Below are 16,385 nucleotides of genomic sequence, written 5' to 3'. Positions count from 1 at the left end.
TCAGTACGCGTAGGTGAGCAGGCTCGCCACGCGGATGTACAGCTTGCCGAGCAGGCGCAGGATGGCGCTTCCCTCGCCGTAGGCGATCACCGAGGCCTGCCCGCCCACGCGCAGTGCGTCGCGCAACGCGGGATCCTGTCGCGCGTCGAAGCCGACGATCACCGGGAATCGCTGCGACTGCCGCAGCCAGTCGCGACTGTTCTCGATCGAGGGCAGCGTGCCCGGTGGCGGTGCGCTACCCGCGCCGACACCCAGCCCGATGCTGCGCACGCGGCCTTTGAACACGCGTCCGGGAAGCGCGTCGAACACGATCTCGACCGGCGTCCCGACCTTCATGTGGCCCAGGTTGTTTTCGGTGAACTCGGCGTCGATCCACACATCGCGTATGGCGACGAGCGTCAGTACGGGGCTGCCGGTACCGGCGTACAAGCCGACGTCGGTGCGCAGGTCGGTGATGACACCCGCCGCCGGCGCCCTGACGACCGTGTTCGCGACGTCGAGCTCGGCCTTGTCCACCGCAGTGAGCGCGGTCTGCAGCACGGTGTTGTCGTCGACGTTGTCGCCGCCCATCTGTTCGATGGCGCGGCGGATGTCGGCCTCCGCGGCGGCGACCTGCGCCGAGGCCTGCTGCAGGCCCGCATCGGCGATCTCCTGCCGGCGCACGGAGATCGTTCCCTCGTCCTCTTCGCGCAATCGCCGCAGGCGCGTCGCATCCTGTCGCGCAGCCAGTTCGTTGGCACGCGCAGCGCGCAGGTTCGCGCGCGCCGCATCCACCGTCGCACTACCCGCGCCCACCTGCTTGTGCGCGTTCGCGAGATCCGACTGCGCCTTCGCGAGCGCGATGCGGTATTGCGACGGATCGATCTCCAGCAGCACTTGCCCGGCTTTCACCGCCTGGTTGTTGGTGACCGAAATCTTCGTCACCGCACCTGCGACCTTGGGCGCCACGCCGACGACGTAGCCTTCGATGCGTGCCTGCGACGTGTACGGCGTGTAGCGGTCCGCGAACAGGTAAAGCACGAGACTGGCGACGATGACGATCGCGACGACGCGCCCGCCCTTCTTGACGGTCGACTTCGCATCGGCGGGCGGCGTCTGGTCCTCGCTCATTTGGAATGCTTCCCGTGGTCGGCATCCGCCGGCAGCGGTGCGCGCAACAGACCGCCCCAGCGCGTCCTCGCTTCCATGGTCGTGCGCGTCTGTTCGGGCACGATCTCGTCGATCGGCATGTCCACCCATCCGCCGCCGGCCGCCTTGTACATCGTGATCACCGCGCTGATGTGCGCGCTGTCGTTGAGCAGTTCGCGCTCGGCCTGCGTGAACATCACCCGTTGCGCGTCCAGCACGCGATCGAACCCCAGGTAGCCTTCCTGGTAGAGCCGGTTGGCGAGGTCGAGCGACCGTTCCGCGGCGCGTGCCGCGTCATGAAGCGGCGTCTGCTGCTCGCCGGTCTTGACCACGCCGATGGCGGCATCGTCGATTTCCCGCGCGCCCACCAGCGCAGTGTTCTGGAACAGTTCGATCGACTGCTGCAGGCGCGCGTCCTGCAGGCGCACGTTGTTGCGGATGCGACCGTAGTCGAAGATGTTCCACGTCAGCGCAGGGCCGCCGGCAATGCGCGTCACGTCCGGCGTTCCGCCAAGCGAATCGGACGACCAGCCGATCGTTCCCAGCAATGTGATCGCAGGGAAATAGTCGGCCTTCGCGATACCGATCTGCGCCGACTGCGCCGCGACCTGCCATGCGGCGGTGCGCACATCGCGACGACGCAGCAACAGCTGCGCGGGGACTTCGGTGATCACCGCGGACCCGACGATGGGCAGCGGGCCGCCTGCCGACGCCAGTTCCGGCACGTCGCCCGGCGGCCGCCCCAGCACGGCGCACAGCGCGTTGCGCAGCTGGACCAGGTCGGCCTCCTGTTCCGGAATCGTCGCCAACGTGCCGAAGTACTGGGCCTTGGCCTGCTGCAGGTCGAACTCCGATTCCTGCCCATGCCGGAACAGGCGTTCGGTGATGTCCAGGCTGCGCTTCTGGATGATCGCGTTCTTGCGCGCGATGTCGATGCGCAACAGGGTCGTGCGATATGCGTAGTACAGCGTGGCCACCTGCGCGCTCAGCAGCGTCTGCACGTCCTGCTGGTTGGTGATCGATGCGAAGTAGCCGGCTTCGGCCGATTCGATGCCACGCTTGAACCGGCCCCAGAAATCCAGTTCCCACGCCAGGTCGAAACCTGCGTTGTATGCGGTGAGATGCTGGTGCGCGTCCGCCCCCGCCCCACCGCTTTCGCGGTTGTCGATGCGCGTGGCCGCGGCGCTGAGTTGCTGCAGCTGCGGATACTGGTTGCTTCCGGCGATGCGCAGCACCGCGCGGCTCTCCAGGATCCTGAGCCCGGCGATGCGCAGCGATGGATTCTCGCGACGCGCGGTTTCGATCAGCGTGTTCAGCACCGGGTCGTTGAACGCCCGCCACCAGAAATGCAGGTCGACCTGCGTCTGCTGGTCGGCATTGCCGAGCTGGCCGTACAGATCGGAGTGCCAACTCTGCAACCAGCCGACTTCCGGCTCCTGGTAGTCGGGGCCGAGCGTGACGCAGCCTTGGAGCAGCACGACCGACGCGAGCATCAACATGGCGCCGATGCGTCGCACGATGCGACTACTCGGGAATGCTCGTCGGCGCGGCGGTCAGTGGCGCCGCCGCGGTCGCTTCGGCCACCCCGCGATCGACCCATTGCATGAAGACCTGGTAGCCGACGGCCAACAGCACGGCGCCGAGGAACAGGCCCGCCATGCCGCCGGTCACCATGCCGCCGATCGCGCCGATCAGGATCACCAGCATCGGCGCGTCCACGCCGCGTCCAAGCAACAGGGGCTTGAGCACGTTGTCGGCCAACCCGGCGACGATGAACCAGGTGCTGAAGATGATCTTGAAGGCGGTGGAGCTGCCGTCGTCCGCCATCCACAGCCACGCGAGCGCCGGCAGCGACACCAGCAGCGCCGGCACCTGCAGGATGCCGAGGAACATCGCGATCAGCGCCAGCACGCCCGCACCGGGTACGCCTGCGAGCATGAAGCCCAGCCCCAGCAGGACGGCCTGGATGAAGGCCACACCCACGACGCCCGTCGCGACGGAACGGATGGTGGCGATGCAGAGCGTCTGCAGTTGCGGCCCCTGCTCGGGGCTGGTCAGTCGTATGAGGATGCGTCGGAACACGTTGCGCGACGCCTCGGCGTACACCATCAGGATGCCCGCGACGATCATGCCAAAGAGGAACAGGCCCACCGTCGATGCGCCGCCGGCCGCCATGGCCAGCACCTTTTTCGCATAGCCCTTGAGCACTTCCCGGTTCTGCTTCAGGAATTTCGGCAGGTTGCTCGCCGCGGCATTCCACGTCGTGAATACGCGCGGGCCCACGACCGGCCACTCGGCAACTTTCGGGTCAGGCGATTTCACCGCCAGCGTGTCGTCTTCCACGCTCTGGTAGATCTGGCTCAGTTCGGTGGTGACCGTCGCCCCGAGCATCACGATCGGCGTGCCGAGCAGTAGCAGGCTCGACAGTACGAGCGCCGTCGCCGCCCAACCACGCCGTCCGCGGAACCATCGCACCACGCGGAGGTAGAGGGGATACAGCGCCACCGCCAGGATCATGGCCAGCGTCAACAAGCGTGCGAACGGTGAAAACACCCGTACGCACAGGAAGACCAACAGGATGATCAGCGCGACGCGCAGCAACGTGTCCGTCAAGTCGCCGGTCACGAGCCGTCGAAGCGTTGACTGCCCGACTTCCATGAGACTGCTCCGCGAGGCCGAAACCCGACGGGGCATCTGACGACACGCGCGACCGGCGAAACAATTGACCCTTGGGGCAGGGTCGATGCCTCTCACGGGCATCTGCGGGCGTCGCGAGATGGATGGATCGCCGACGCGCAGCTCGAGCGCAGGGACGAAACGCCGGACGGATCGGGTCGGCACGCCGTCCCCTAGCCGCATGACGCACGCGCTCGTGCTCGCTTCGCGCATGGTCTTGACCGCGACGGCCATGCGGCGCACCGCGGCGTCGCATCGTCACCTAGGACGCGCTGGTCGGGCATCCCGTCGATCACGCGTGGCGGCAGTGCCACCGACCGCCGGCTTCGTAGCGATGCATCGGACAGTCCGCAGGCGCGTCCTGCGTCGTCATGTGCGTCGCGATGTGCAATTGGGCTGGTGATACCCACCGTGTACCCGCGCGTCGACAAGCCGCCCGCGAGGCCTCGTCGCACCGGCATGCGCCTGCCGCACACACCCATGCCAAGCCCGCCGACCGACGCCATACTCGACGCATGACGACCCTCGCCCTGCTGGACCCCCAGCCGTTGAGCCACGCCACGGCCCTGCCCGCCGCGTTCTATGTCGACGCCGACATGCCGGCGCGCGATCGCGCGCTGGTGTTCGACCGCACCTGGCAGCTGATCGCCCATGTCTGCCAGTTGCGAGACGCGGGCGATCACGTGGTGGCCGACTTCGCGGGACTGCCGGTGATCGCCGTTCGCGGCGCCGATGGCGAGGTGCGCGTTTTCCACAACGTCTGCCGGCATCGCGCCGGCCCGATCGCCACCTGCGACGGTCTCGCCGCCAGGTCGCTGCGCTGCCGCTATCACGGCTGGACCTACGGCCTGGACGGCGTGCTGCGTTCGGCGCCGGAGATGGGCGGCGCGGAGGATTTCGAACCCTCGGACGTGCGACTGCCGCAACTTGCCGTGCGCATCTGGAACGGCCTGGTGTTCGCCGCCGTCGACGCGAGCACCGCACCGGACTTCGACGCGTTCACCGCAGGCATCGACGAACGCCTCGGCCCGTCGCGCGGGCTGGAACACTACGGGCACCACCGGCGTGTCGGCTACGACGTTGCGTGCAACTGGAAGGTCTACGTCGACAACTACCTCGAGGGCTACCACGTCCCGCACATCCATCCGGGCCTGAACCGGTTGCTCGACTATCGCAGCTACGTCACCGAAACCGCCGAGTGGTACTCGTACCAGTGGAGCCCGCTGGAGAGCGGCGATGCGCTGTATGGCGACGGCGACGCGCTGTACTACTGGATGTGGCCCAACACCATGCTCAACATCCTGCCCGGCCGGCTGCAGACCAATCGCGTCGTTCCGCGCGGGGTCGACCGTTGTCGCGTGGAATTCGATTTCTACTATGCGGTCGACGACAGCGAGCAGGGCAATTCCCGGCGCGAAGCGGATCTTTCCTTCAGCGACGAAGTGCAGCTCGAGGATCTGACCATCTGCGAAGACGTGCAACGCGGCCTAGCATCGGGTTCGTACGCGCCGGGGCGACTGAATCCGCTGCGCGAGAACGCCGTGCATCACTTCCACGAACTGGTGCGCGCCGCGTATCGGTCGTCGCGTGGGTAACGCGCGACCGCTCGGCCTCTGGTCGGCCATCGCGCTGGTGGTCGGCAGCATGATCGGCTCCGGCGCGTTCCTTCTTCCGTCGGCGTTGGCGCCGTTCGGCGTTGCCAGTCTCGCGGGCTGGGCCATCACCTTGTGCGGCGCATTGCTGCTGGCGTCGACATTCGCCCGGCTCTCCGCGCGCTGGCCGCAAAGCGGCGGTCCCTACCTGTACGCGCGCAATGCATTCGGCGAGTTCGTCGGGTTCACCGTCGCGTGGAGCTACTGGGTTTCAGTGTGGTGCGCGAATGCGGCGATCGCGGTCGCGTTCGCCGGCAGCCTGGGCGCGCTGGTGCCCGCGGCGACGGCCACGCCGGCACGCGGCGCGGCGTGTGCGTTGTTCGCGCTGTGGGCGTGCACGCTGGTCAACCTCGCCGGTGTGCGCGAGGCGGGCCGCATGCAGGTGGTCACCACCGTGCTCAAACTTCTTCCACTGCTGGTGTTCGGCGCGGTCGCCGTGTGGGCGGTCGACGCGAACTCGCTGACGTTCAATCCAAGCGGCCAGTCGCTGCCTGCCGTCATGCAATCGACTGTCGCGCTGACGTTGTGGGCACTGCTCGGCCTCGAAGCCGCGACGGTGCCAGCGGGCGCTGTCGACGACGCGGAGCGCACGGTGCCGCGAGCGACGCTGATCGGTACGCTGCTGGCGGGCATCGCGACCGTGCTCGCATGCACGACGGTGGTCGCGCTGCTACCGACCGCGCAACTCGCGAACTCGTCCGCACCCATGGCGGACACTGCTCGCCTGCTGTGGGGTCCAAAAGCGGGGCTCGCCCTCGCGGCGGTCATGGCCGTTTCGTGCTTCGGTGCACTCAACGGCTGGGTGCTGGTATGCGGGCAGGTGTCGCTGGCATCCGCACGCGATCGCGTGTTTCCCGCACTGTTCGCGCGGTGCGACGCGCGCGGCACGCCGGTCACCGGGTTGCTGATCGGGTCGGCACTGGCCAGCGTGCTGGTGATGGCGAACTTCAGCCGTTCGCTGGTGCAGCTGTTCACGTTCTCGATCCTGCTTTCCACCGCGGCGACGCTGGTGCCGTACGTGGTCGGCAGCGCCGCATGGCTGCGACAGCGCGGGCATCGCGGCCGCGTCGTCGCTGCGCTGGCGTTGCTCTATTCCCTGTACGCGCTGATCGGCACAGGAAACGAAGCACTCGCATGGGGCGCGATGCTCCTCCTCGCCGGCATGCCGCTGTACGCGTGGCGGCGCTTCGCGGCGAGCGGGCAACCCGGCTGAACGGACGCAGGATGACGTCGCGCCGAACACAAGGTCGACGACTGCACGCACGCAACACGGTCAGAGCAACGACGCGAACGCTCGCGCCGTCATACGCCGGAGCGTCCAAACGCGGTGCTCACGGCGAACCCGCACGCGCCGGTGTCAGTCGGCGAGCAGGGCAACGATCCTTTCGACATCCACCGGCTTGATCACGTGGTGGTCGAAACCCGCGGCGAGCGACGCGGCCTCGTCCTGTCCCTGCCCGTAGCCGGTGAGCGCGATGAAGCGCGCCGCGGCTTCGCCCATACGCTCGCGCAGTCGCCCGACCAGCTCGTGACCGGTCATGTCGGGCATGCCGACATCGAGGATGAAGGTGTCCCAGGTGGGATGGCGCTCCAGCAGGCCCAAGGCCTCGCGACCACCTGCGGCTACGGTCACATCGTGGCCGAGCAGTCGCAAGACGCTGGCTAGTGTTTCGGCGGCGTCGCGGTTGTCGTCGACGACCATGACGGTCCGAGACGGCACGGGCAGCCTCGATGCCGGCGCCTCGATCACCGGTGCGACCTCCACGTCCGCACGCGGCAACACCAGCTTGAACGTGCTTCCGCAGCCGGGGCCGTCGCTGGACGCACTGATGCTGCCGCCATGCGCGTGCACGATGCTGCGCACGAGCGCCAGGCCGATGCCCAGGCCGCCCTGCGCACGGTCCGGCGTGCGCGCCGCCTGCGTGAACAGGTCGAACACGTGCGGCACCAGCGACGCGTCCATGCCGACGCCGTTGTCGGTCACCTCGATCGCCACCTCGCCATCGGCAACGGCCAGCGCCACGCGGATCGCGCCGGCCTGCGGCGTGTACTTGGCCGCGTTGTGCAGCAGGTTCGACACCACCTGCACCAGCCGATGGCGATCGCCGAGTACGAACGCAGGCCCGCCTGCTGTCTCCACCAGCAACGTGTGGCGTCGCGCCTGCACCGCCGGTTCGGTCTGCTCGACAGCGGCGGCCACGACGACACGCATGTCCACTGGCGCATGCTCGAACTCGACCAGCCCCCGCGTGACGCGCGAAACGTCGAGCAGGTCGTCGACGAGGTCGGTCATGTGCGCGACCTGCCGTGAAATGATCTGCGCGGCCTTGCTGACGCGCGCCTCGTCGCGCGGCGCCAACCGAAGCAGTTCGGCAGCGGTGCGGATCGGCGCGAGCGGATTACGCAGCTCGTGCGCAAGCATTGCGAGGAACTCGTCCTTGCGACGATCGGACTGTTCGAGCGTCTCGATCAGTCGACGCCGTTCGGTGATGTCGACCGACGCGCCGATCAGGCCGACGATGTTGCCGTCACCATCGAACCACGGCGCCTTGGTCGACAGCCAGATCGCGGGCGAGCCGTCGGCAAGCCGGATCTCCTCTTCCACCTGCTCGGCGACACCGCTTTCCATGATGCGGCGATCGTTGGCCATCACCATCTCGGCCTGCGCCGGATCGGCGAGCAGCTCGCGGTCGGTGCGGCCCAGATACGCCGACTGCGGCACGCCCAGCAGCTCCGCAACGCCACGGTTGCCGACCACCAGCCGGCCTTGGCGGTCCTTGGCGTAGACGACGCCCGGCACGGTTTCGGTAAACGTGCGCAGCAGCACGAGTGCGCGGTCGCGCTCGGCCTCGACGCGATGACGATCGTCATGGCCGAGCAGCACGCCGGGGAAGCGAACGGGTTTGCCGTCGGCGTCGTTCTCGACGCGACCATTCGCTTCCACCCATGCCCACGTGCCGTCGCGAGTGCGCACGCGGTATTCGCAGCGGTAGGCGCCGCCGCGCACGAGCGCTTCGCTGATCGCCGCGGCAACGCGCTCACGGTCGTCCGGGTGGATGGCGGCGGTGGCTACCTCCAACGGGATACCGTCGCGACAGGCCTGCTCGTCCAGCCCGAACAGATGGGCGAAGCGCTCGTCGCCGCTGATGCGGTCCTCGCCAATCAGCCACACCCACGTGCCGACGATCGCGCCCGCATCGAGCGCGAGCTGCACGCGCTCGGCGGCGAGCGACGCAGCCTGCAGCTCCTCGCGACGCAGCGTGATGTCGTGGAAGAACACCGCGAGGCCCTCCTCCACCGGAAATGCGCGCACCTCGAACCAGACGGCGCGGTTTTCGTCGAACACGTAGCGGTAGTCGATGCTCTCGGCGCGGCCCGACCGGAGCACGCGCATGTACATCTCCCCCAGCGGGGACTCGAGCGTTCCCGGAAACAGGTCCCAGTGCAGTCGCCCCAGCAGCTCATCGCGACCGAGCCGTGTGAGCCGCTCGGTTTCGGCGTTGACTTCCAGAATCCGGAAGTCGTGATCGAACAGCACGAACGCTTCGTCCATGTTCGCGAGCACCTGGCGGTGGCGCGCGTCGCGCGCCGCCAGGTCGCGTTCCAGCTGCATCTGCACCGTGATGTCGCTGCAAGCGCCGAACATGCCGGCCACTGCACCTGATGCATCGCGCACCGGTGCGAAGAAGAACGAGAAATACGTTTCCTCGGGAAAGCCGTTGCGCTCGAGCATCAGGCGCATGCTCGACACGTGCACCGGATCGCCCGCCGTGGCCGACGCGACCAAGGGCTCGAGCTCGCTGCGGATCTCGGGCCATACCTCGTCGAGGATGTCCCGTCCCAACGCCGATGGATGCTTGGCGCCCAGGAAGGGCGCGTAGTGGTCGTTGTAGAGAAACGCGCGCGACCGGCCCCAGACGATGTACATGGGCTGGTTGGACGCCAGCATCAGCGCGACCAGCGTGCGCAACGCCTCGGGCCACCCTTCCGCGGCGCCGAGCGCAGTGCCGCGCCAGTCCATGCCGCGCAGGCGCTCGCCCATCTCGCCGCCGCCCGCCAGGAAGCGCAGTTCCCGATCCGCCATCGCAAATGCCCCTCGGCGCCACTGTGCGCGCTCGGGAATGATACGGGCGGCCCGGACAACCCCGCCCGTTCATCCTGCGCGTTGTGGGTCTGTTGACGCCTCCCGGACCGGAACAGAGACTTCCGTCCGGGGACGCACCACACTTTCGACAGGGGGGAACAGACATGGCTCCACGCAACGCCGCGCTGGTGGCAGCGCTTCTGATCGCCGTGACGGCTGCGCCGGCCGCCGGGGCCGAACGGCAGGTCGAGACCTTGTACAAGAAGGCCCGCGACATGCCGGGCTGCAGCGACCGCTGGGCAACGGACAAGGTGGTCGCCGAATGCCGGCAGATCATCGCCGCTTACCGCGCGGCAGAAGCCGCGAGCGATGCCACGCCGGACGACCTGGAGTTCCTCGTCGTCAAGCGTCTGCAACAGCAGGCGATCCTGGCCTGGGCGTTGCGCGAGCGCGAAGGCGATGTCGCCGGCGCGCGCAGGGAGCTCGACGCTGCGTTCAAGGACCTGGACCAATTGGCGCCGGGCAACACGAATGCCTTCGCACGCGTGCAGACGCTCGACCTGCTACGCCAGACCGCGCTGCTCGAACTCGATGGCGGCAGCTCCGACCGCGCGGATGCCGCCATCGCGGAGTACCGCAAGCATTCGCAGGGTTTCCTCGGCGCGCTGGAGCAGCTCCGCGACAACACCAAGGCCATGAACCAGGAACGCCTGAACGCCGTCGACGCTGCCAACTTCGAAATGGAGCTGGGCGAACACTACATCGCGATGCTCGAAAAATACGGCGCGACGGACAAGGACGCGACGCGCGCCAAAGCCGTCGAAGCCCTCGAACGCACGCGCCAGTGGGCGATCGCGCGCGCCGACAACAAATGGAACGGTTTCGCGGAAAAGTCGCCTGCTGTCATGTACGCGGATGCATCCCTGCGCCTTGCGCGACTTGCGCATGAAGCGCACGACGCCGATGCACTGGCGAAGTACGTCGGTGAAGGCAAAGCCGTTGCCTGCGTCGACCCGAGTGGCAACGACCCCTACAACGATTCCGAACTCCAGGAGCGGTGCCTCGGCACCATGCTGATGGAAGGCTGGGTGACCGGCGCAAACCAGGCGTTGATGCGCAAGATTTCGCAACAGCAGGATGAGCAATGGCGCGCCGTCGTCGAGATGCTTCGGAAGAAGGAATGACGCACCCGCTTGGCACGGGAATGAGTCCGTTCGCGGGACTGATCCCGACGCGAAAATGAAGTCTGGCCAACTCCTCCGACGCAATGACCGACTCCGACGACCGTGACGCACGCCGCCGCGAGCTGCAGGCGCGACGCGAAACGCTCTTCGCCGCACAACGTTCGCGCGACGAAGCGCGCGAACGCGCGCGCACCGTCGCCGAGTTCGAACGTTGGCACGGTGGCGATCTCGCCGGTGTGCCGCATGTGTTGCACTGGTCGTGGGATGCCGACGATGCGGTGCGCTTCCCTGCTTACCCGTGGGCGTTCTCGGGTATCGACTGGGCACGCGTGCCCGAATCGAATACCCGCTACGGTGGCACCGAAGCCATCCAGGCCGAACTCCTGGCGGGCGCGCTTGCCGATCTCGGCGTCGCGCCCGACCGCCTGCTTCGCCTGCAATGGGGCGTCGCCCACCTGCCGGACGTCACTCTCGCCTGCGCCGACGCAGTGCGCCTTGCCGAGCAGCTGATGCGCTGGAACAGTGATCTGTGGATCCACGACCCCACCGATGTCTGGGGCATCGAGATCTACCACGAAGGCACCGTGAGCCACGCGCGGCGACCGCCGGACGCGTAGCAGAACCGGCGAGTGTTCGACAATGATGCGGCGGCCGATCAAGCGGCCGGCTTATCCATAACGCAAGGAGACGACATGACGCTGGACGTCGCACGGCAGACCGCACTGAAGCATCTGGAACGCCTGGTGATGTTGTCGGATGGCGTGTTCGCCATCGCGATCACCTTGTCGGCGATCGAAATCCACGCGGAGCCGCGCGCCGGCGAAAGCCTGTGGCAGGCGTGGGGGCCGGCCCTGCTGGTGTATTTCCTCAGTTTCTTCCTGATCGGCCTGGTGTGGCTCGTGCATCGGCGCATCGTCTCGTTCCTGCGCGACATCGATGGCGTCGGCACGGTCATCAACATGGTGCTGTTGAGTCTCGTCGCGCTGGTACCGGTCGTGGTCCGCTTTGCACTCACGCATCCGACGCAGCAAGGCGCGTTGCTCGTGTACGCGCTGGCGTTCGCCGCGCTGTACGCGATGATGGCCGTGCTGTGGGGCTATGCAGCATTCGTGGCGCGTCTGACGCTGGACGTATCGAGGCCGGTCGCGGTCGGAATGCTCTGCAAACTGTGCTTCGCCGTCGCCGTGTTCACTGGCGCCACGATGTACCAGCTCGGCTTTCTCGTGGCAGCCGTGCTCTGCGTCCTGACGGCGCTTCCGCTGCGATGGATGGCATGGCGCCAACGGGTGCCGGCGTCCTGAGCGATGCGGGCGGAACACGGGAACAACGTCGCCGGTTCCTACAGGCACGGCCGAGCTTCTCGGCCGCGCGGATCCCGTATTACTTCGCGCCCTTGCAGGGATAGCGCGCCTGCAGCGCACGGATCGTCACCGCCAGTTCGCTGGCGTTCTTTTGTTCGGCTTCGTGCGACTCGAGGTAATCGCGCACCGCCTTGACGGCATCGCCCACGATCACGTCGTCCGGCAGGCATTTCAGCGGTGCCGGCGTCGCGCCGTTCGATTCGTAGAACGCGCTGGTGTCGAGTACCGCCGAGACATACCCCATGCAATTGCCCGCCTGCATTGCCTCCGCGCTGCCCTTCGCCGAGTCGGCGTCGAGGGCATAACGGCATTGCCACATCAGGGCAGCGCCATCCGCGTGCGCCGGTAGCGGCGGCAGTGCGGTGACGACGAGGACGGCGGAGACGAGGACGGCAGACAGGCGCATGAAGTTCCTTCGGACGGGTGCAACGATCAGCCGGTGAGCCGGGCTCGACACGGCGCGGAGGTAGCCAAGGCGCACGACGGACATTCCGGGTGCGGCCCGGTGCGACGCCTCGTCCACCCGTTACGTCGACAACGACGCGCACCCGTTGGTTAACGTCAGCCGCGCAGGGAACTTGACGCCATGCGATCCGGCCCTTCGTACCGCCCGCTTGCGAGCACCGAAGGACAGTGCCACCTGCCCCAGTCGGCATACGGCAACTCCGCCCGTAGCCGGCAACGCTGACCCGTCGCCGTGGCCCGTCCCCGTCGCAATCCCGGCGCGCCCGACCGTCCGTCGCGTTCGTACTTTTCCTACAGCGATGCGTTGAGGTCGCGCCTACGCTCGCCGCACCCGGCCATTCGCGGCCGATGCGGAAACCGTCATGCTCACACCCGAGACGATCGCGCGGCTTCGTGCCGCACTGGCAGCCGACGCAGCGCACTTCGGCCTGGGCGCGCCGCTCGCCGAGCCCCGCGTCGGCGTGGACGAAGGCGGCATGGTGCAGCCCTACCAGCGGGGCATCGCCGCGGCGCACCGCGCCTTCGTCAACGCGCACGGCGCGGTGTGGGGAACCATCGGAGCGACGTGGTCCGCAGCCGGCCAGGAAGCGGGGCCGCTGCACTACCCCATCGGCGGCGAGATTCCGTTGGTGTTTCCCGACCCGAATGATCGCTGGGCACGCTTTACCGGCGGCGCGATTCTCTGGCAGGCGGCGACCAATACCACGCGCACGTTCCTGGGCGAGCAAGGCGATGACCCGTCGCTCGCGCCCACATTCCGCGCGCGCGGCTGCGTCGCCGGCATCGGCGTGCCCGATCTGCAGTGCTGGTTCGACGCCGCGCAGGGCCTGCACGTGTTCCCGGACAACCGCGTTTCGATCTGGCGCGACGTCGTCGCGCCGCATGGTCACATCCAGCCAAACGGCTACGAGGTGCGGCGCGACGCATCGACCACGCAGTCGAACTTCTGGCCGACGTTCGCACCTGCGCATGGGCACAACGCCGTCCGCTTCGGCAACGGCGCGCGTACCGGCCTACCGTTCGCCTACGACTTTTCCGGCAAGCCCTACACCGTGTTCGCCGTGGTGCAGCGGGACAACGGCCGCGGCGACAACCATTTCCTGTTCTCGGAAGGCCGCGACTGCGGGATCTTCGGTTGCGCCGGCAACTCGTCCCTGCACCTGGGCTGGCAGGGCAGCTGCAACATGCGTTTCGGCCAGTACGGCAACGATCTCGACATGCACGTTCCGGACTTCCGGCCGGACACGATCACGGTGGTCGGCGCGCGTTCGTCGACGGCAGGCAAGCTGGTCACCGTGGACGAGCACGGGTTTTCCGATTTCCGCACCAACACGCGCACCGAGCTGCTGCACACCGGTCCGCGCAGCTATCTGGGCTGTCGCGCGGTCAACGAAGGTGGCGGCCCGGACTACCATTTCGAGGGCCGCATTTTCGAAGTGATGATCTTCGATGCCGCGTTGTCGGACGACGACTACAACCGGGTGAAGCTCGGCTTGAAGCGCAAGTACGCGGTCTGACCCGGGGTGGAAACGACGCACCCCGACCCGTTCACGACTGCGGTAGGCGCGTTACAGCGCGTTGGCTTGGTCGTTCGATACGACTAGCCCAGCGCGTTGATGTCGGCGTTCTCGAGCACTGCCGGCGGATCGGGTTGGCGGAGCGCGGCCAGTACCGCGTGGCCGATGCGCGACGACGTCGTCACCACCGACGGCGCGCCACGCGCCGCTGCCGAGAGCAGCGGCCCCGCCAATGCATAGGCGGCGTCGCGCACGGGGTGCGGCGAGTGGACGCCGTCGACAGGCTGCACAACGCCCGGTCGCAGCATCAACGTGCGAATACCCAACGCGCGCAGCGCGTCCTCCGCCTGGCCTTTCACGCGTAGCGGCATCAGCATCGAATGCGCGTCTGAGCCGGCGCCCGAGACATACACGAAGGTGCCGTTGGGATTCGCGCGGGCGAACGCGCGCGCGACGCGCAGCGTCAGGTCCACCGTGACATCGCGATACGCCGTTTCCGACAGGCCCGGCACGACGCCGACGCAGTAGACGCAGGCATCGAGCGCGCTGAAGCCGGGCTCCGTCCCGTCAACCGACCGCAAGTCCTTGAGATGCCAGTGCACCACGCGCGGATCGTGCGCTGCGTCGGCATGCCGCCGCAGCGGCAGCACGATGCGCTCGACGTCCGACGCCGCGCGACACGCAGCGAGCACGCCCTGCCCCACCAGTCCGGTCGAACCCACGATCATCAGGCGCATGGCGATCTCTCCGCGACGATACGCACGAGCATACGGAGCCAGCGATAGCCTGGAGTGAGCGGGCGACGGCGCCATTGGCCCGGCCGGCCGAGCCAGACGTCGAGCAATGCGGGCCTACGCCCGGGACATCATCGAAACCGGACGCGCGCCCTATCCACGCGAATCACGACAACCCACTCGCCCAGCACGTCCCGCGATCTCACCTCGGATTGCGCGCAGCGGCGGCCGCGGCCGTCAGCGCGCGCGCGTATTCCGTGCGGTTCTTCGTCGCGTTGCTCGCCGCGTTCTCCAGCCCCTCGACATACGCCGCCACGAGCGCGGGCCCGTTGTAGTGCTGGTCCAGATCGCGCAGCGTCGTGTTCACGGCATCACGCAGATGCCAGTCGACGTTGACGCCCTTCTCGGCCTGATTGGCGAGGTCGATAACGCGCAGAACATGCGGCGTCACGAGACCGACGATGGTGACTGTCATGCATTCATCCCTGCTTTCGGCATGGGGGGAAAGGTTAGCGCGACGCGGGCGCATGTTCACCGCGGAAATGTCGACGCGCCCTGCCCACTCGGAACCTGATCCCATTTTTCCGGAAAATCTATAATGGGCTGCGCGCAGCGGGCTGTGCGCGTTGCCTGTACACGACATTGCTTGCGCCCCGGTCGCTGGCGGCGCCGTCGTGCGCACACATTCCAATTCAGGACTTCAACATGCTCAGCAAACGGATTCGCACAGTCGCCGCGGCGACGCTCATGATTCTTGCCGGCGCTGCCCAGGCCGAGGTGCTCACGTTCCACTTCACCGGCACCGTGACGGAAACGCTGGACCCGGCGGTCACGCCCGTGGGGTCGCACGTCGAGGGCAGCTTCAGCTATGACGACGACACCGCCCCGGGCATCAGCCTGCCTGGCTACGCGGCCTATCAGCCCGACTCTTTCGTCGCGGGTACGGTGAGCGGCCACTCGGTCGTGTCCGACCGCCTCAATGTCGAGGTGTACGACAACTACGGCGGCAACGTCGAAGACGTGGCGGTTGTATCGGGCGGGCCGATCATGGTCGACGACGCGCTGTACGTGGACGGGTCGTTCGGCCTCAGCTTTGCGAGCGCGGCGGGCAACACGGGCGTGCTGCACGGCACCGGCCTGCCGACGATCTACGACCTCGCCGACTTCAACAGCAACGTCAACGCGCAGCAGGTCGCCTACGGCTGGGTGCAGAAGGACGGCTCGCAGACCGGGCTCATCGCCCACTTCCGCGTCGACTCCATCACGGGTGGCCATGAGCCGTGCACCAACCCGCACGGCAAGCCGAAGAAGTGCAAGAAGGTCAAGGCCGGTCGATAAGCGCCAGCCGCGCGTCGCAACGCGTACACCGATTCATGGGAGGACGGGTTCGACCGAACCCGTCCTTTTTCTGGCGCGCCGCGCAGCAGGAGGGGAACCTGTCTCTTGCCCACATTCGCGGCAAGCGAGCCGGTGCAAGGTGCAACCAGATAGCCCGGCCTTATTGCATTCGAACCGGGTCGTACGCCGTGGTGCTGCGCGGAAGGCAAGGCATCGGGATGCGCACGCGCAAAAGACGCCGGTCCA

The 16,385-nt window shown here is 67.5% G+C and carries 14 protein-coding genes; 7 read left to right on the top strand and 7 right to left on the bottom strand.

Translation table 11 applies throughout. The features are described from left to right. The 3 genes from ACKTTN_RS06600 to ACKTTN_RS06590 are packed head-to-tail and all read right to left on the bottom strand — an operon-like array spanning position 1 to position 4,038. Positions 1–1,110 (bottom strand): HlyD family secretion protein, encoded by a 1,110-nt coding sequence (locus ACKTTN_RS06600; protein WP_407909082.1) that lies wholly within the window; start codon positions 1,108–1,110, stop codon positions 1–3. After that, on the bottom strand, positions 1,107–2,645 hold the full coding sequence (locus ACKTTN_RS06595; protein WP_407909081.1) for an efflux transporter outer membrane subunit: 1,539 nt from the start codon (positions 2,643–2,645) through the stop codon (positions 1,107–1,109). The genes ACKTTN_RS06600 and ACKTTN_RS06595 overlap by 4 nt, the downstream gene beginning before the upstream one ends. A 7-nt stretch (positions 2,646–2,652) precedes the next feature. After that, positions 2,653–4,038, bottom strand: a complete 1,386-nt coding sequence (locus ACKTTN_RS06590) for an AI-2E family transporter (protein WP_407909080.1) — start codon at positions 4,036–4,038, stop codon at positions 2,653–2,655. Positions 4,039–4,319: 281 nt separating this feature from the next. Between ACKTTN_RS06590 and ACKTTN_RS06585 the strand changes: the two genes are divergently transcribed. Both ACKTTN_RS06585 and ACKTTN_RS06580 read left to right on the top strand, forming a co-directional pair. Next, positions 4,320–5,399, top strand: coding sequence for an aromatic ring-hydroxylating oxygenase subunit alpha (locus tag ACKTTN_RS06585; protein ID WP_407909079.1), 1,080 nt, complete (start codon positions 4,320–4,322; stop codon positions 5,397–5,399). Next, positions 5,392–6,669: an amino acid permease gene (locus tag ACKTTN_RS06580; RefSeq protein ID WP_407909078.1), complete on the top strand. Its 1,278-nt coding sequence runs from the start codon at positions 5,392–5,394 to the stop codon at positions 6,667–6,669. The genes ACKTTN_RS06585 and ACKTTN_RS06580 overlap by 8 nt, the downstream gene beginning before the upstream one ends. Before the next feature lie 144 nt (positions 6,670–6,813). Here the strand turns inward: ACKTTN_RS06580 and ACKTTN_RS06575 are convergent, their stop codons facing one another. Further along, entirely contained in the window at positions 6,814–9,540 is a 2,727-nt protein-coding gene (locus tag ACKTTN_RS06575) for a PAS domain-containing protein (protein WP_407909077.1), read from the bottom strand. Positions 9,541–9,704: 164 nt separating this feature from the next. On the opposite strand from ACKTTN_RS06575, the gene ACKTTN_RS06570 reads away from it, so the two are divergent. The 3 genes from ACKTTN_RS06570 to ACKTTN_RS06560 all read left to right on the top strand — a co-directional run bounded on the left by ACKTTN_RS06570 (position 9,705) and on the right by ACKTTN_RS06560 (position 12,025). Beyond that, positions 9,705–10,724: a hypothetical protein gene (locus ACKTTN_RS06570; RefSeq protein ID WP_407909076.1), complete on the top strand. Its 1,020-nt coding sequence runs from the start codon at positions 9,705–9,707 to the stop codon at positions 10,722–10,724. An 83-nt stretch (positions 10,725–10,807) separates the two neighbouring features. After that, on the top strand, positions 10,808–11,341 hold the full coding sequence (locus ACKTTN_RS06565) for a hypothetical protein (RefSeq protein ID WP_407909075.1): 534 nt from the start codon (positions 10,808–10,810) through the stop codon (positions 11,339–11,341). 75 nt (positions 11,342–11,416) lie between these two features. Continuing rightward, positions 11,417–12,025 (top strand): TMEM175 family protein, encoded by a 609-nt coding sequence (locus ACKTTN_RS06560; protein ID WP_407909074.1) that lies wholly within the window; start codon positions 11,417–11,419, stop codon positions 12,023–12,025. A 79-nt stretch (positions 12,026–12,104) separates the two neighbouring features. On the opposite strand, the gene ACKTTN_RS06555 is transcribed toward ACKTTN_RS06560, so the two are convergent. Next, positions 12,105–12,608 carry a Rap1a/Tai family immunity protein gene (locus ACKTTN_RS06555; protein ID WP_407909073.1) on the bottom strand — a complete coding sequence of 168 codons (504 nt, stop codon included), beginning with the start codon at positions 12,606–12,608 and terminating at the stop codon, positions 12,105–12,107. A gap of 304 nt (positions 12,609–12,912) precedes the next feature. Between ACKTTN_RS06555 and ACKTTN_RS06550 the strand changes: the two genes are divergently transcribed. Beyond that, positions 12,913–14,067, top strand: a complete 1,155-nt coding sequence (locus tag ACKTTN_RS06550; RefSeq protein WP_407909072.1) for an LGFP repeat-containing protein — start codon at positions 12,913–12,915, stop codon at positions 14,065–14,067. Between the two features lie 83 nt (positions 14,068–14,150). On the opposite strand, the gene ACKTTN_RS06545 is transcribed toward ACKTTN_RS06550, so the two are convergent. Both ACKTTN_RS06545 and ACKTTN_RS06540 read right to left on the bottom strand, forming a co-directional pair. Continuing rightward, entirely contained in the window at positions 14,151–14,804 is a 654-nt protein-coding gene (locus ACKTTN_RS06545) for a Rossmann-fold NAD(P)-binding domain-containing protein (protein ID WP_407909071.1), read from the bottom strand. A gap of 199 nt (positions 14,805–15,003) precedes the next feature. Next, entirely contained in the window at positions 15,004–15,336 is a 333-nt protein-coding gene (locus tag ACKTTN_RS06540; RefSeq protein WP_407909070.1) for a hypothetical protein, read from the bottom strand. A gap of 170 nt (positions 15,337–15,506) precedes the next feature. On the opposite strand from ACKTTN_RS06540, the gene ACKTTN_RS06535 reads away from it, so the two are divergent. Then, entirely contained in the window at positions 15,507–16,139 is a 633-nt protein-coding gene (locus ACKTTN_RS06535; protein WP_407909069.1) for a hypothetical protein, read from the top strand. Positions 16,140–16,385 lie beyond the last annotated feature (246 nt).

The sequence above is a fragment of the Lysobacter claricitrinus genome (genome assembly GCF_045866565.1).
Taxonomy (GTDB): Bacteria; Pseudomonadota; Gammaproteobacteria; order Xanthomonadales; family Xanthomonadaceae; genus Cognatilysobacter; species Cognatilysobacter claricitrinus.
The sequence above is the reverse complement of the archived record's forward strand: the minus strand, read 5'-3'. Positions and strand labels throughout refer to the sequence as shown.

What these genes read in the sequence shown, in the direction of transcription:
- ACKTTN_RS06600 (WP_407909082.1), bottom strand. Translation starts at nt 1,110, where the DNA reads ATGAGCGAGGACCAGACGCCGCCCGCCGATGCGAAGTCGACCGTCAAG.
- ACKTTN_RS06590 (WP_407909080.1), bottom strand. Translation starts at nt 4,038, where the DNA reads ATGGCCGTCGCGGTCAAGACCATGCGCGAAGCGAGCACGAGCGCGTGC.
- ACKTTN_RS06585 (WP_407909079.1), top strand. Translation starts at nt 4,320, where the DNA reads ATGACGACCCTCGCCCTGCTGGACCCCCAGCCGTTGAGCCACGCCACG.
- ACKTTN_RS06575 (WP_407909077.1), bottom strand. Translation starts at nt 9,540, where the DNA reads ATGGCGGATCGGGAACTGCGCTTCCTGGCGGGCGGCGGCGAGATGGGC.
- ACKTTN_RS06570 (WP_407909076.1), top strand. Translation starts at nt 9,705, where the DNA reads ATGGCTCCACGCAACGCCGCGCTGGTGGCAGCGCTTCTGATCGCCGTG.
- ACKTTN_RS06565 (WP_407909075.1), top strand. Translation starts at nt 10,808, where the DNA reads ATGACCGACTCCGACGACCGTGACGCACGCCGCCGCGAGCTGCAGGCG.
- ACKTTN_RS06560 (WP_407909074.1), top strand. Translation starts at nt 11,417, where the DNA reads ATGACGCTGGACGTCGCACGGCAGACCGCACTGAAGCATCTGGAACGC.
- ACKTTN_RS06550 (WP_407909072.1), top strand. Translation starts at nt 12,913, where the DNA reads ATGCTCACACCCGAGACGATCGCGCGGCTTCGTGCCGCACTGGCAGCC.
- ACKTTN_RS06545 (WP_407909071.1), bottom strand. Translation starts at nt 14,804, where the DNA reads ATGCGCCTGATGATCGTGGGTTCGACCGGACTGGTGGGGCAGGGCGTG.
- ACKTTN_RS06535 (WP_407909069.1), top strand. Translation starts at nt 15,507, where the DNA reads ATGCTCAGCAAACGGATTCGCACAGTCGCCGCGGCGACGCTCATGATT.